General features: G+C 54.7%; 12 protein-coding genes. 7 read left to right on the top strand and 5 right to left on the bottom strand.

The genetic code is table 11. From position 1 onward, the window contains the following. Positions 1-44 precede the first annotated feature (44 nt). Positions 45-218 (bottom strand): protein YdgV, encoded by a 174-nt coding sequence (locus tag OGY62_RS23405; protein WP_012132481.1) that lies wholly within the window; start codon positions 216-218, stop codon positions 45-47. 136 nt (positions 219-354) lie between these two features. Here OGY62_RS23405 and OGY62_RS14405 point away from each other — a divergent pair, with 136 nt between their 5' ends. Further along, positions 355-1,389 carry an AI-2E family transporter gene (locus tag OGY62_RS14405; protein WP_047457210.1) on the top strand — a complete coding sequence of 345 codons (1,035 nt, stop codon included), beginning with the start codon at positions 355-357 and terminating at the stop codon, positions 1,387-1,389. A gap of 59 nt (positions 1,390-1,448) precedes the next feature. On the opposite strand, the gene pntB is transcribed toward OGY62_RS14405, so the two are convergent. Further along, a complete protein-coding gene (gene pntB, locus OGY62_RS14400; RefSeq protein ID WP_012132483.1) occupies positions 1,449-2,837 on the bottom strand; it encodes a Re/Si-specific NAD(P)(+) transhydrogenase subunit beta in 1,389 nt (462 codons plus the stop codon). A gap of 10 nt (positions 2,838-2,847) precedes the next feature. Continuing rightward, entirely contained in the window at positions 2,848-4,377 is a 1,530-nt protein-coding gene (pntA, locus tag OGY62_RS14395) for a Re/Si-specific NAD(P)(+) transhydrogenase subunit alpha (protein WP_058669169.1), read from the bottom strand. A gap of 525 nt (positions 4,378-4,902) precedes the next feature. Between pntA and ydgH the strand changes: the two genes are divergently transcribed. The 3 genes from ydgH (at position 4,903) to folM (ending at position 8,278) form a co-directional block, all read left to right on the top strand. Next, on the top strand, positions 4,903-5,847 hold the full coding sequence (gene ydgH / locus OGY62_RS14390) for a DUF1471 family protein YdgH (protein ID WP_012132486.1): 945 nt from the start codon (positions 4,903-4,905) through the stop codon (positions 5,845-5,847). A gap of 289 nt (positions 5,848-6,136) precedes the next feature. Next, on the top strand, positions 6,137-7,519 hold the full coding sequence (locus OGY62_RS14385; protein WP_012132487.1) for an amino acid permease: 1,383 nt from the start codon (positions 6,137-6,139) through the stop codon (positions 7,517-7,519). A 36-nt stretch (positions 7,520-7,555) separates the two neighbouring features. After that, complete coding sequence (gene folM / locus OGY62_RS14380) at positions 7,556-8,278, top strand: dihydromonapterin reductase (protein ID WP_047457214.1); 723 nt, start codon at positions 7,556-7,558, stop codon at positions 8,276-8,278. Here the strand turns inward: folM and OGY62_RS14375 are convergent. Next, a complete protein-coding gene (locus tag OGY62_RS14375; RefSeq protein WP_012132490.1) occupies positions 8,275-8,610 on the bottom strand; it encodes a GlpM family protein in 336 nt (111 codons plus the stop codon). The two genes, folM and OGY62_RS14375, sit on opposite strands and share 4 nt — an antisense overlap. Positions 8,611-8,737: 127 nt before the next feature. Here OGY62_RS14375 and rstA point away from each other — a divergent pair, with 127 nt between their 5' ends. The 3 genes from rstA (at position 8,738) to tus (ending at position 11,813) form a co-directional block, all read left to right on the top strand. Then, the gene (rstA, locus tag OGY62_RS14370) at positions 8,738-9,472 is read left to right on the top strand and encodes a two-component system response regulator RstA (protein ID WP_047463690.1); all 735 of its coding nucleotides are present in this window, start codon (positions 8,738-8,740) and stop codon (positions 9,470-9,472) included. 12 nt (positions 9,473-9,484) lie between these two features. Continuing rightward, positions 9,485-10,786 carry a two-component system sensor histidine kinase RstB gene (gene rstB, locus OGY62_RS14365; protein WP_012132492.1) on the top strand — a complete coding sequence of 434 codons (1,302 nt, stop codon included), beginning with the start codon at positions 9,485-9,487 and terminating at the stop codon, positions 10,784-10,786. 97 nt (positions 10,787-10,883) lie between these two features. Next, the gene (gene tus, locus OGY62_RS14360) at positions 10,884-11,813 is read left to right on the top strand and encodes a DNA replication terminus site-binding protein (protein ID WP_049009311.1); all 930 of its coding nucleotides are present in this window, start codon (positions 10,884-10,886) and stop codon (positions 11,811-11,813) included. Here tus and fumC read toward each other — a convergent pair. Next, positions 11,810-13,213, bottom strand: a complete 1,404-nt coding sequence (gene fumC / locus OGY62_RS14355; RefSeq protein ID WP_047457217.1) for a class II fumarate hydratase — start codon at positions 13,211-13,213, stop codon at positions 11,810-11,812. The genes tus and fumC overlap by 4 nt on opposite strands. Between the last annotated feature and the right edge of the window lie 76 nt (positions 13,214-13,289).

Raw genomic sequence — 13,289 nt, 5'->3', positions numbered from 1 at the left:
GAATTAGCCAGGCGCGTAACGCCAGCTCAGGCAGAAGTAAGGGACTAAAGCGCGTTGCGCCAGTGCTGCTCACCAGCAAGCAGGAAAGAGGAAGAAGTGCGAAGAAGTACGGTCTGTGTAGAAAAAAACGTCCTGAACATATTGTCCATAATATTACAATTATCCGCAGTGTTGCTTCTCGTCATCGCGGATGAAAATTGTCCTCGGTAGTTAAACAAGTCTGATTTGTACCACAGCCTTAGAATTAACTCAAAACCTTTTCACTTCTTTACCCGCGCCGTTTGATTTTTGTTAGCACAGCCCGACAAAAATCACATTATTATAAAGAGTAAGAACAAAAATTCAGGAATTATCATGGCAAAACCGATCATCACGCTTAACGGCCTGAAACTCGTAATCATGCTGGGAATGCTGGTCATCATTCTCACCGGTATTCGCTTCGCTGCCGATATTATTGTGCCGTTTATTCTGGCGTTATTTATTGCGGTGGTACTGAGTCCGCTGGTGCAGCGCATGGTCAGGCTCCGCATCCCGCGGGTTTTAGCCGTATCGATACTGATCGGGATTATCGTGATGGGCATGGTGTTGCTGCTGGCCTATCTCGGCACATCGCTAAATGAGTTAGCCCGCACGCTGCCACAATACCGCTCATCATTGGTTGTGCCGCTGAAAAACATTGAACCGTGGCTACAGCGCCTGGGCATCGGCGTCTCGGTGGATGAACTGGTGAAATATATCGACCCTAATGCTGCCATGACGCTGGTGACGAATTTGCTGGCGCAGCTGTCTAACGCCATGTCATCCATTTTCCTGCTCTTGTTAACCGTGGTCTTTATGCTACTGGAAGTTCCGCAGTTGCCCGGTAAACTCCAGCAGATGATGGCCAGGCCGGTTGAAGGTATGGCCGCGATTCAGCGCGCAATCGACAGCGTGTCGCATTATCTGGTGCTGAAAACGGCGATCAGCATTATCACGGGCGTTGTGGTCTGGGGAATGCTGGCGCTGCTGGAAGTTCGTTTCGCATTCGTCTGGGGACTGCTGGCCTTCGCACTTAACTATATCCCCAATATTGGCTCGGTTCTGGCCGCAATCCCGCCTATTGCGCAGGTTCTGGTGTTCAGCGGTCTTTATGACGCGCTGGTGGTGCTGACGGGGTATCTGATTATCAATCTGGTGTTCGGGAACATCCTTGAGCCCCGAATCATGGGGCGTGGATTGGGCCTTTCCACGCTGGTGGTTTTTCTCTCCCTGATCTTCTGGGGGTGGTTATTAGGCCCTGTCGGCATGCTGCTTTCCGTGCCGTTGACGATCATCGTTAAAATCGCGCTGGAGCAAACCTCCGGCGGGCAAAGCATTGCCGTCCTGCTCAGTGACTTGAATAAAACCTGATCTCTTCAGATGCAAAAACGGCCTCCTGAGAGGCCGTTTTAGACTTGCGCCGGTAAAGATTAAAGCGCTTTCAGAATCGCATCCACGCTGGCTTTCGCATCGCCAAACAGCATATGCGTGTTGTCTTTAAAGAACAGCGGGTTCTGCACCCCGGCATAGCCGGTATTCATCGAGCGTTTAAACACGATAACGTTTTGCGCTTTCCAGACTTCCAGAACCGGCATACCGGCAATCGGGCTACGCGGATCGTCCTGCGCCGCCGGGTTCACCGTGTCGTTCGCGCCGATAACCAGCACCGTATCGGTGTCAGCGAAGTCGTCGTTGATTTCGTCCATTTCCAGCACGATGTCATACGGCACTTTCGCTTCCGCCAGCAGTACGTTCATGTGACCAGGCAGGCGCCCTGCAACCGGGTGGATGCCAAAACGCACCTTGATACCGCGCGCGCGCAGTTTCTCGGTGATTTCCGCCACCGGGTACTGCGCCTGCGCAACCGCCATGCCATAGCCAGGGGTAATGATGACCGAGTGCGAATTTTTCAGCATGTCAGCCGTGTCTTCCGCCGTGATCTCACGGTGCTCGCCCGCGACCTGATCGTCGCCAGTAGAAGATCCATCGCTGCCGAAACCACCCGCTATAACGCTGATGAAAGAGCGGTTCATCGCCTTACACATGATGTAAGACAGAATCGCACCCGAAGAACCAACCAGCGCGCCGGTGACGATCAGCAGGTCGTTGCCCAGCATAAAGCCTGCCGCCGCCGCTGCCCAACCGGAATAGGAGTTCAGCATGGATACCACAACCGGCATATCCGCCCCGCCAATGGACGCTACCAGGTGCCAGCCGAAAGCCAGCGCAATAATGGTCATCACCAGCAGCGCCAGAACCTGCAAGCCAACGCTTTCGGTACGTACAAACACCACCAGCAGCAGGAAAGAAACCACCAGCGCCGCCAGGTTCATTTTGTGACGATTCGGCAGCATCAGCGGTTTGGACGAAATCTTACCGCACAGCTTGCCAAACGCCACCACGGAACCGGTGAAGGTAACCGCGCCAATGAAGATGCCGAGGAACACTTCCGTCAGGTGAATATTCACCAGAATCGGTTCCAGACCCGCCTCGTGGTACAGGTAGCTGTTAAAGCCCACCAGTACCGCCGCCAGGCCGACAAAGCTGTGCAGAATCGCCACCAGCTCCGGCATTTCGGTCATTTCAACGCGTTTCGCCAGACGGATACCGATCGCCCCACCGATAATCATCGCCACCAGAATCCAGGCAACGTTGCCGGTATCCGGGCCGAAGATCGTCGCCACCAGCGCAATCGCCATCCCGGCGATACCAAAGTTGTTACCCTGTCGGGACGTCTCATGCTTAGAGAGCCCGGCCAGACTGAAGATAAACAGGATCGCGGCAACAATGTATGCAGCTGTAACTAATCCTCCAGACATGTGTTACCCCTTAGTTTTTCCTGAACATTTTCAGCATACGCTGAGTCACGGTGAAGCCACCGAAAATATTAATGCTGGCGATAAGCACCGCGATAAAGCTCAGGAAACTCACCCAGCCTCCCTGGCCAATCTGTAACAATGCCCCGACAACGATAATCCCTGAGATGGCGTTAGTCACAGACATCAACGGCGTATGCAGCGCGTGCGAAACGTTCCACACCACGTAGTAACCCACCACGCAAGCAAGTGCGAAAACGGTGAAGTGGCCGAGGAACTCTTTCGGCGCCACGTCAGCCAGCCAACCAAACAGAACGATCGCCAGCGCCATCAGCGCATATTTACGCCACGGTGAAGCCGGTTTTTCCGCTTCTTTCGGCGCAGGAGCCGCTTGCGGCGCAGCCTGCGGCTGAGCAGACACCTGAATCGGCGGCGCGGGCCAGGTAATTTCACCGTCACGCACGACCGTTACGCCGCGCACAACCACGTCGTCAAAGTCGACGTCGATATTGCCGTCTTTCTCTTTGCACAGCAGTTTGAGCAAGTTGACCAGGTTGGTGCCGTAAAGCTGGGAGGATTGCGTCGGCAGACGACCCGGCAGATCGGTGTAACCGATAACCTTCACGCCATTGTCGGTCGTGGTCACCTGACCGGCGACGGTGTATTCACAGTTACCGCCGTTTTGCGCGGCCAGATCGACAATCACGCTGCCGGACTTCATGGAATCAACCATCTCGCGCGTGATCAGCGTCGGCGCAGGTTTACCCGGGATTAGCGCGGTCGTGACGATAATATCGACCTCTTTCGCCTGCGCGGCAAAGAGTTCCATTTCCGCTTTAATAAACGCTTCGGACATCACTTTGGCATAGCCATCGCCGCTGCCCGCTTCCTCTTTAAAATCCAGTTCGAGGAATTCAGCGCCCATACTCTGAACCTGTTCTTTTACCTCTGGACGGGTATCAAACGCACGTACAATGGCGCCGAGGCTGTTTGCCGCGCCAATGGCCGCCAGACCTGCGACGCCCGCGCCAATCACCATCACTTTCGCTGGCGGCACTTTGCCCGCAGCGGTAATTTGCCCGGTAAAGAAACGACCAAATTCATGTGCGGCTTCCACAATCGCGCGATAACCGGCGATGTTGGCCATTGAGCTCAGGGCATCCAGCGACTGCGCGCGCGAAATACGCGGCACGGAGTCCATCGCCATCACGGTTACATTGCGTTCCGCGAGTTTTTGCAATAGCTCAGGATTCTGCGCCGGCCAGAGGAAACTCACCAGCGTCGTGCCCGCATTCAGTAAAGGAATTTCATCGTCTTCCGGCGCATTGACCTTCAGGATGATCTCTGACTGCCAGACCGCATTTCCCTCTACAATTTCTGCGCCCGCTTCTGTAAATGCCTTATCGTCAAAACTTGCCAGTTGACCCGCGCCGCTTTCAACCGCGACGGTAAAACCCAGTTTCAGCAGTTGCTCAACCGTTTTTGGCGTTGCTGCGACTCGGGTTTCATTGGTTAACCGCTCTTTTGGTATGCCAATTCGCATAATGTTCCCTTCCATCGGTTTTTTTGATGATGGTTTGTCAGTGATCGCAGGATGCATACGCACGCCTGCGTAAGAGGTAAGTGCTACCCCGGAAAAATAAAACAGTAACAAACTCTCTATAACCTACTGAAAATAGCGCCTGTGATCTAGCGCCAAAAAACAGTATTTATTATGAAATTTGCAAAATATGAACGATTCAGCCCACAAACAGGAATAATGACCTTGAAATCGCCTTCAGTGACCGATAATTCGCTCAAGCGAAGCGGCAAAACATGATTTAGCGCCATCGACATTCAATCGTTTAACATTAAATTAACTTATAAAATGCGTATGCTTTATCAGTTTTGCCGGTCAAGCGCCTGTTTTTTAGACATATCACCAAATGTTATCATTCTTGTCACTTCAGGCGGTACGATGAGTGAAAAATGACGCAGACATTTGCAGGGTTTAAATGCAATAATCAGCCACGTTTCTAGTCAATAACAATACCAGTACCTGGTTTGCGCAAGGCGAAGGATTATTTTTATGAAGCTTAAGAACACTCTCCTGGCGTCCGCACTGCTTTCTGCGACTGCTTTTTCCGTAAATGCAGCGACAGAACTGACGCCGGAGCAAGCGGCAGCACTAAAACCTTATGACCGCATTGTGGTCACCGGGCGTTTTAATGCCATTGGCGATGCGGTAAATGCCGTATCCCGCCGCGCAGATAAAGAAGGTGCAGCCTCTTTTTATGTTGTTGATACGTCCGATTTTGGCAACAGCGGTAACTGGCGTGTCGTGGCTGACGTTTATAAATCAGACGCGCCAAAATCCGACGCGCCTCAAAACCGTGTAATTAACGGTATCGTCGAATTACCGAAAGATCAGGCCGTGCTGCTGGAACCTTACGACACCGTAACGGTGCAGGGTTTCTACCGTAGCCAGCCGGAAGTGAATGACGCCATCACCAAAGCAGCAAAAGCGAAAGGCGCCTACTCGTTCTACATTGTGCGTCAGGTCGATGCCAACCAGGGCGGCAACCAGCGTATTACCGCGTTTATCTATAAAGAAGATGCGAAGAAACGCGTTGTCCAGAGCCCGGACGTTATTCCTGCTGATTCCGATGCGGGTCGCGCAGCGCTGGCCGCCGGCGGTGAAGCAGCGAAGAAAGTGGAGATTCCGGGCGTCGCGACGACCGCTTCTCCAAGCGCTGAAGTCGGACGCTTCTTCGAAACGCAATCCTCAAAAGGTGGACGTTACACTGTCACTCTTCCTGACGGAACGAAAGTCGAAGAGCTGAACAAAGCGACCGCTGCGATGATGGTGCCGTTTGACAGCATCAAATTCACCGGCAACTACGGCAACATGACGGAAGTCTCCTACCAGGTTGCCAAGCGTGCGGCGAAGAAAGGCGCGAAATATTATCACATTACCCGCCAGTGGCAGGAACGTGGTAACAACATGACGATCAGCGCCGACCTGTATAAGTAAAGTACGCTCCCGCCATCCGGTGTTGTCATAACGCCTGATGGCGAGACCAGGCATCTTATCCGGCCTACGTGTTAGTAGGCCTGATGAGCGTAGCGCCATCAGGCGCCAATACGATGCTGCCCTATGTGAAATCTACCCGCCTTTAGCATTTTTAGTCACAAATGTTTCAGAGATCATTGCATGCGGTCTCTTCTCTCCGTAAAATCCCGCGCCTTAGTGGCTTTCACCATTTTTATGCGTTTTGCCAAAATAATTATTCTCCCACTCTCGTTTTTATAACTGGATACCGATGGAAAAGAAACTGGGACTGAGCGCGCTGACCGCGCTGGTTTTAAGCTCAATGCTTGGCGCAGGTGTGTTTAGTCTGCCACAGAACATGGCGGCGGTGGCCAGCCCGGCAGCGCTGCTGATTGGCTGGGCGATTACGGGCGTCGGGATACTGCTGCTGGCTTTCGCTATGCTGATCCTGACGCGCGTTCGCCCGGAACTGGATGGCGGGATTTTCACCTACGCGCGCGAAGGTTTCGGCGAACTGATCGGTTTCTGCTCCGCCTGGGGATACTGGCTCTGTGCCGTTATCGCCAACGTCTCTTATCTGGTTATCGTTTTTTCTGCCCTGAGCTTCTTTACCGATACGCCGGAACTCCGCTTGTTTGGCGACGGCAATACCTGGCAGTCCATCATCGGCGCGTCAGTGCTGCTTTGGGTGGTGCACTTCCTGGTGCTGCGCGGTGTGCAAACCGCCGCCAGCATCAACCTGGTCGCGACGCTGGCGAAGCTGTTGCCGCTGGGGTTATTCATCGTCCTGGCTATCATCATGTTTAAGCTCGATACGTTCAGCCTGGATTTCACCGGTCTGGCGCTGGGCGTTCCCGTCTGGGAGCAGGTTAAAAACACGATGCTCATCACGCTGTGGGTGTTTATCGGCGTGGAAGGCGCGGTTGTCGTCTCCGCCCGGGCGAGAAATAAGCGTGATGTCGGACGTGCGACGCTGCTGGCGGTTCTCGCCGCATTGGGCGTCTACCTGCTGGTGACGCTGCTCTCTTTAGGCGTCGTCGCCCGCCCGGAACTGGCGGAGATTCGCAATCCGTCAATGGCGGGTTTGATGGTGAAAATGATGGGGCCGTGGGGCGAAATCATTATCGCGGCGGGTCTTATCGTTTCAGTCTGCGGCGCTTATCTGAGCTGGACCATTATGGCGGCAGAAGTGCCGTTTCTGGCCTCAACGCATAAAGCCTTCCCACGCATTTTCGCCCGCCAGAATGCGCAAGGCGCGCCATCGGCTTCGCTGTGGCTCACCAACGCGTGCGTTCAGATCTGCCTGGTGCTGATCTGGCTCACAGGTTCGGATTACAACACGCTGTTGACGATTGCTTCAGAGATGATTCTGGTACCCTATTTCCTGGTCGGCGCGTTCCTGCTGAAAATCGCCGCGCGCCCTCTTCATCAGGCGGTAGGTGTCGGGGCCTGCATTTATGGCTTATGGTTATTGTATGCGTCCGGCCCGATGCACCTGTTGCTGTCAGTAGTGCTGTATGCGCCGGGATTGTTAGTTTTCCTCTACGCACGCAAGACGCATACGCACGATAATGTCCTGAATCGTCAGGAAGTGATGTTGATCGGTCTGCTACTCATCGCCGCTGTTCCGGCTACGTGGATGTTGGTGGGGTAATCGTCGCCCCATTGTTTGATGCCAAAGGAGACTACAATGGGTAAAAACCAGCCCTTGCCCATCCTTATCACGGGAGGAGGCCGCCGCATCGGTCTCGCGCTCGCGTGGCACTTTCTCAATCAAAAACAGCCGGTGATTGTCAGCTACCGGACGCACTATCCAGCCATCGACGGCCTGACGCAAGCGGGCGCGCTGTGCATTCAGGCCGATTTTTCCACCGATGACGGCGTCCTGGCATTTGCTGAGAAGATAAAAACCCATACGCCAGGCCTGCGGGCTATTTTGCATAACGCCAGCGCCTGGATGGCCGAGGCGCCTGGCACCCCGCTCTCTGACGTGCTGGCATGCATGATGCAGATTCACGTCAATACGCCCTATCTGTTAAACCATGCGCTGGAAAGACTGTTGCGCGGCCACGGACATGCGGCCACCGATATCATCCATTTTACGGACTATGTTGTGGAACGCGGCAGCGACAAACACATCGCCTATGCCGCCAGTAAAGCGGCGCTGGATAATATGACCCGCTCCTTTGCCCGCAAACTGGCCCCGGAAGTGAAAGTCAACGCCATCGCCCCGTCGCTGATCCTGTTTAACGAAAACGACGACGCCGAGTACCGTCAGCAGGCGCTCAATAAATCCCTGATGAAGACAGCGCCCGGCGAGAAAGAGGTAATCGACCTGGTGGATTACCTTCTCACCAGTTGCTTCGTTACCGGCCGCAGTTTCGCCGTGGATGGCGGCCGGCACCTGCGTTAATGCAGTTTGATCCAGCAAAATATCAGCAGCCATGCGCTCAGGCCCCAGCACACCACCGCCCCGCCGAGCGCAACGGGCAAACGCAGAAAACCGGTGAAATACCAAAGTGTGGCGAGGTAGACAAAATAAGGGATGATCGACCACATACTGAATACAATGGTCGTGCGTAACGCGTCAATTCCGCGCTCGCTGGCGACAATATAGTGGGCAATCAGTGCAAATGTCGGAAAAAGCGGAATTAATCCGGCGATATAGTAATTTTTTGTTTTTGCCAGCAAACCAATCAATACCACCACCAGCGCACCCAGCGCGGCTTTTATCACGAGTCCCATTTCGATGCCTTAACACATCAATAACATTGAGGCTGTAGCATAACGGAAGCGCTCTCGTTTAGAAAAGATTAATGGAAGGGAAAACGGAGGCGGTGTATGTTGGCGTTTTCTCCGCGTAATGAACGTTATGAACACCATCGTATTTGTTGAGGATGACCCTGAAGTTGGCTCGCTGATTGCCGCTTATCTGGCGAAACACGATATTGAGGTGCTGATTGAACCTCGCGGCGATCTGGCTGAAGAGACGATCCTTCGCACGCAACCCGAGCTGGTGTTACTGGATATCATGCTGCCGGGCAAAGACGGTATGACCATTTGCCGCGATTTGCGAGGCCGCTGGCAAGGGCCGATTGTCCTGCTGACCTCACTGGACAGCGACATGAACCACATCCTGGCGCTGGAAATGGGCGCCTGTGACTACATCCTGAAAACCACGCCCCCTGCCGTGCTCCTCGCCCGTCTGCGCCTGCATTTACGGCAGAATGAACTCAGCGCGCAGGCAAAAGGCATTCAGGATACGGCGATGACCCCGCATAAAACGCTGCGTTTTGGCGCGTTGATTATTGACCCGGTCAATCGTTCAGTCGCGCTCTCCGGCGAACCGGTTTCGCTTTCCACCGCCGATTTCGAATTACTCTGGGAACTGGCAACCCATGCCGGGCAGATTATGGATCGCGACGCGCTGCTGAAAAACTTGCGCGGCGTCAGCTACGACGGCATGGACCGCAGCGTGGATGTCGCTATCTCAAGGCTGCGTAAGAAATTGCAGGATAACGCCACCGAGCCCTATCGAATCAAAACGGTTCGCAACAAAGGGTATCTGTTTGCCCCCCATGCGTGGGAAGAGAGTCAGCGTGATTAACCGGGTGCATCAATGAAAAAACTGTTCGTTCAGTTTTATCTGCTGCTGTTTGTCTGCTTTCTGGTCATGACCCTGTTGGTCGGGCTGGTGTATAAGTTCACCGCAGAACGCGCAGGCAGACAGTCGCTGGATGATTTGATGAAAAGCTCGCTGTACTTAATGCGCAGCGAATTGCGGGAGATCCCTCCGCGCGACTGGGGGAAAACCCTCAAAGAGATGGATCTTAATCTCTCTTTCGATTTGCGCGTAGAGCCGCTCAATAAATACAAACTCGACGCGCTTACCACACAGCGGCTGCGCGAAGGCGACATCGTCGCGCTGGACGATCAGTATACGTTTATTCAGCGCATCCCCCGCAGCCATTACGTGCTGGCCGTCGGGCCGGTTCCTTATCTCTATTTTCTTCACCAGATGCGGCTACTGGATATCGCGCTGATGGCCTTTATCGCCATCTCCCTCGCCTTTCCGGTGTTTATCTGGATGCGCCCGCACTGGCAGGAGATGCTGCGCCTGGAGGCCGCCGCTCAGCGTTTTGGCGAAGGGCACCTCGCAGAGCGCCTTCACTTTGACAACGGTTCCAGTTTTGAACGTCTCGGCATCGCCTTTAACCAGATGGCGGATAACATCAACGCGCTGATCGCCAGTAAAAAACAGCTTATTGACGGCATCGCCCACGAACTGCGTACACCGCTGGTGCGTCTGCGTTACCGGCTGGAGATGAGTGAAAATCTCAGCGCACAGGAGTCGCAGGCGCTGAATCGCGATATCGGCCAACTGGAAGCGTTAATCGAAGAGTTACTGACCTATGCGCGGCTGGACAGGCCGCAGACTGCGTTAACGCTCACCGTTCCCGACCTCCCCGTGTGGCTGGCAAGCCACCTGGAAGACGTACAGAGCGTCAACCCCGGGCGCACAGTGCGGCTCAGCCAGCTTACGCCTGGCGATTACGGCGCGCTGGATATGCGGCTAATGGAGCGTGTGCTGGATAATCTGCTCAATAACGCGCTGCGTTATTCCCATTCCACCGTTCAGGCCAGCCTGTTGTTAAGCGGCAATCAGGCGACCCTGATTGTTGAAGACGACGGCCCCGGCATTGCGCCAGACGCGCGCGAACATGTGTTCGAACCCTTTGTGCGTCTCGATCCCAGCCGCGACCGCGCTACCGGAGGCTGCGGGCTGGGATTAGCCATCGTGCGCTCCATCGCCCTGGCGATGGGTGGAACGGTAAACTGTCGCGAAAGTGAACTGGGCGGCGCCAGATTCACCTTCAACTGGCCCGTCTGGCACAACATCCCCGAATTTCCCCCTGCCTGACGCATAGCGCATGATGGTCAGGGCGGGTATGATGTGATATACAGTAAGTATGTTGTAACTAATATCCTTCTTTCTGCGACACTGAAATGGTGGTGATATGGCCCGTTACGATCTTGTCGAACGCCTGAATGGTACTTTTCGCCAGACAGAACACGCGCTGGCAACCCTGACAGAAAATCTCGAACAGCAACCGCTGCTGATTGCCCGCGTCTTCTCCCTCCCCGAAGTGACCAAAGAGGCGGAGCACAACCCTCTGGCGACCATTGCGGTGGAGCAGCATCTGGGAAAAGAGGCCGAATCGCTGGCGCTGCGCCACTATCGCCACCTGTTTATTCAGCAACAGTCTGAAAATCGCAGCAGCAAAGCGGCGGTTCGCCTGCCCGGCGTATTGTGCTATCAGGTTGATGATGCCACGCAGGTCGCGCTGGAAAACCAGATCCAGCACATCAATCAGTTAAAAACGACATTTGAGCGTATTGTGACGGTGGAGTCAGGATTGCCGTCAGCGGCGCGTTTTGAGTGGGTGCATCGCCATCTGCCCGGTCTTATCACGTTGAATGCCTACCGCGCGTTAACGGTGATCAAGAATCCCGCCACCCTCCGTTTTGGCTGGGCCAACAAGCACATTATTAAGAATCTGCGCCGGGATGAGGTGCTGGCGCAACTGGAGAAAAGCCTGAACACGCCGCGCAGCGTGCATCCCTGGACGCGCGAAGAGTGGCAGGCCAGGCTGGAGCGCGAATATCAGGATATCGCCGCCCTGCCGCAACAGGCGCGGCTGAAGATTAAAAGACCGGTGAAGGTACAGCCGATTGCCCGCGTCTGGTACAAAGGGCAGCAGAAACAGGTTCAGCACGCCTGTCCGACGCCGCTTATCGCGCTGATCAATACCGATAAAGGCATGACCGTGCCGGATATCGGCGAACTACTGAATTACGATGCGGACAATGTTCAGCACCGCTTTAAGCCTCAGGCGCAACCGTTGCGACTTATCATCCCCCGGTTGCACCTGTATGTGGCGGATTAACGGCCTGGCTTCATGCTGCCCACCATCAGTTCCGGGCGCACCCAGCTATCAAACTCGGCTTCAGTGAGATACCCCAGCGCCAGGGCAGAGGCTTTTAAGGTCAGCCCTTCCTTGTGCGCTTTTTTGGCGATCTCCGCCGCTTTGTCATAGCCGATGTGCGTGTTGAGCGCGGTGACCAGCATCAGCGATTCATTGAGCAGTTGATTAATACGCTCACGGTTTGGCTCAATACCGACCGCACAGTGCGCATTAAAGCTTTCCATCCCATCCGCCAACAGGCGTACCGATTGCAGGAAATTATGGATAACCATCGGGCGATAGACGTTAAGCTCGAAGTTTCCCGACGCCCCGCCCATATTGATAGCCACATCGTTGCCCATCACCTGACAGCAGAGCATGGTCAGCGCTTCGCACTGGGTCGGGTTCACTTTGCCTGGCATAATCGAACTGCCCGGCTCGTTCTCAGGAATGGCAATTTCACCAATGCCGCATCGAGGGCCAGAGGCCAGCCAGCGAACGTCATTGGCGATTTTCATCAGCGACGCCGCCAGCCCTTTTAGCGCGCCGTGCGCATGAACCAGCGCATCACAGGTCGCCAGCGCTTCAAACTTGTTCGGTGCCGTCACAAATGGCGCGCAGGTGATCACCGCCAGCTCATCCGCCACGCGGCGGGCATATTCAGGATGGGTGTTCAACCCTGTGCCCACCGCCGTGCCGCCCAGCGCCAGCTCCGCCACATGCGGCAGGCTATTTTCAATATGTTTGAGATTGTGCTCCAGCATCGCCACCCAGCCGGAAATTTCCTGACCGAGCGTCAGCGGCGTCGCATCCTGCAAGTGCGTGCGGCCAATTTTCACAATGTCGGCAAACGCATGGGACTTTTTGCGCAGCGTATCGGTCAGGACATTAAGCTGCGGGATGAGATGCTTGCGTAGCGCCAGCAGCGCCGCAACGTGCATCGCGGTCGGGAAAACGTCGTTCGAACTTTGGCTTTTATTGACGTCATCGTTCGGGTGAACTTTGCGCTCCATGCCGCGAACGCCGCCCAGCAGTTCGCTCGCGCGGTTCGCCAGCACTTCGTTCATGTTCATGTTGCTTTGCGTGCCCGACCCGGTCTGCCAGATCGCCAGCGGAAATTCGTCGGGATGTTTATCGGCCAACACTTCATCAGCCGCCTGCATAATGGCGGAGGCTTTTTCCGCCGACAGCAGCCCTAAGTCCTCGTTAACTTTGGCTGCCGCACGCTTGGTCAGCGCCAGCGCATGGATCAGCGAGACGGGCATTTTCTCCGTGGAGATACGAAAATGCTCCAGCGATCGTTGGGTTTGCGCTCCCCAAAGTTTATCTGCCGGAACATCAATCCCGCCCATCGAATCTTTCTCGCAGCGTACCGTCGTCATTACTTTCTCCTTGTTAACAATGAAGTTGAGGACATGCTCACACACCTGTCAGGATTAAGTATTGATTGCTTCATAA

Source organism: Citrobacter sp. CK198 (assembly GCF_030333295.1).
Lineage (GTDB): Bacteria > Pseudomonadota > Gammaproteobacteria > Enterobacterales > Enterobacteriaceae > Citrobacter_B > Citrobacter_B koseri.
Note: the sequence above shows the minus strand (reverse complement) of the source record. Positions and strands in the feature narration are given on the sequence as shown.

Excerpts from the sequence above, each read along its gene's own strand:
- OGY62_RS14405 (WP_047457210.1), top strand. The coding sequence starts at position 355 with ATGGCAAAACCGATCATCACGCTTAACGGCCTGAAACTCGTAATCATG.
- pntB (WP_012132483.1), bottom strand. The coding sequence starts at position 2,837 with ATGTCTGGAGGATTAGTTACAGCTGCATACATTGTTGCCGCGATCCTG.
- pntA (WP_058669169.1), bottom strand. The coding sequence starts at position 4,377 with ATGCGAATTGGCATACCAAAAGAGCGGTTAACCAATGAAACCCGAGTC.
- ydgH (WP_012132486.1), top strand. The coding sequence starts at position 4,903 with ATGAAGCTTAAGAACACTCTCCTGGCGTCCGCACTGCTTTCTGCGACT.
- OGY62_RS14385 (WP_012132487.1), top strand. The coding sequence starts at position 6,137 with ATGGAAAAGAAACTGGGACTGAGCGCGCTGACCGCGCTGGTTTTAAGC.
- folM (WP_047457214.1), top strand. The coding sequence starts at position 7,556 with ATGGGTAAAAACCAGCCCTTGCCCATCCTTATCACGGGAGGAGGCCGC.
- OGY62_RS14375 (WP_012132490.1), bottom strand. The coding sequence starts at position 8,610 with ATGGGACTCGTGATAAAAGCCGCGCTGGGTGCGCTGGTGGTGGTATTG.
- rstA (WP_047463690.1), top strand. The coding sequence starts at position 8,738 with ATGAACACCATCGTATTTGTTGAGGATGACCCTGAAGTTGGCTCGCTG.
- rstB (WP_012132492.1), top strand. The coding sequence starts at position 9,485 with ATGAAAAAACTGTTCGTTCAGTTTTATCTGCTGCTGTTTGTCTGCTTT.
- tus (WP_049009311.1), top strand. The coding sequence starts at position 10,884 with ATGGCCCGTTACGATCTTGTCGAACGCCTGAATGGTACTTTTCGCCAG.
- fumC (WP_047457217.1), bottom strand. The coding sequence starts at position 13,213 with ATGACGACGGTACGCTGCGAGAAAGATTCGATGGGCGGGATTGATGTT.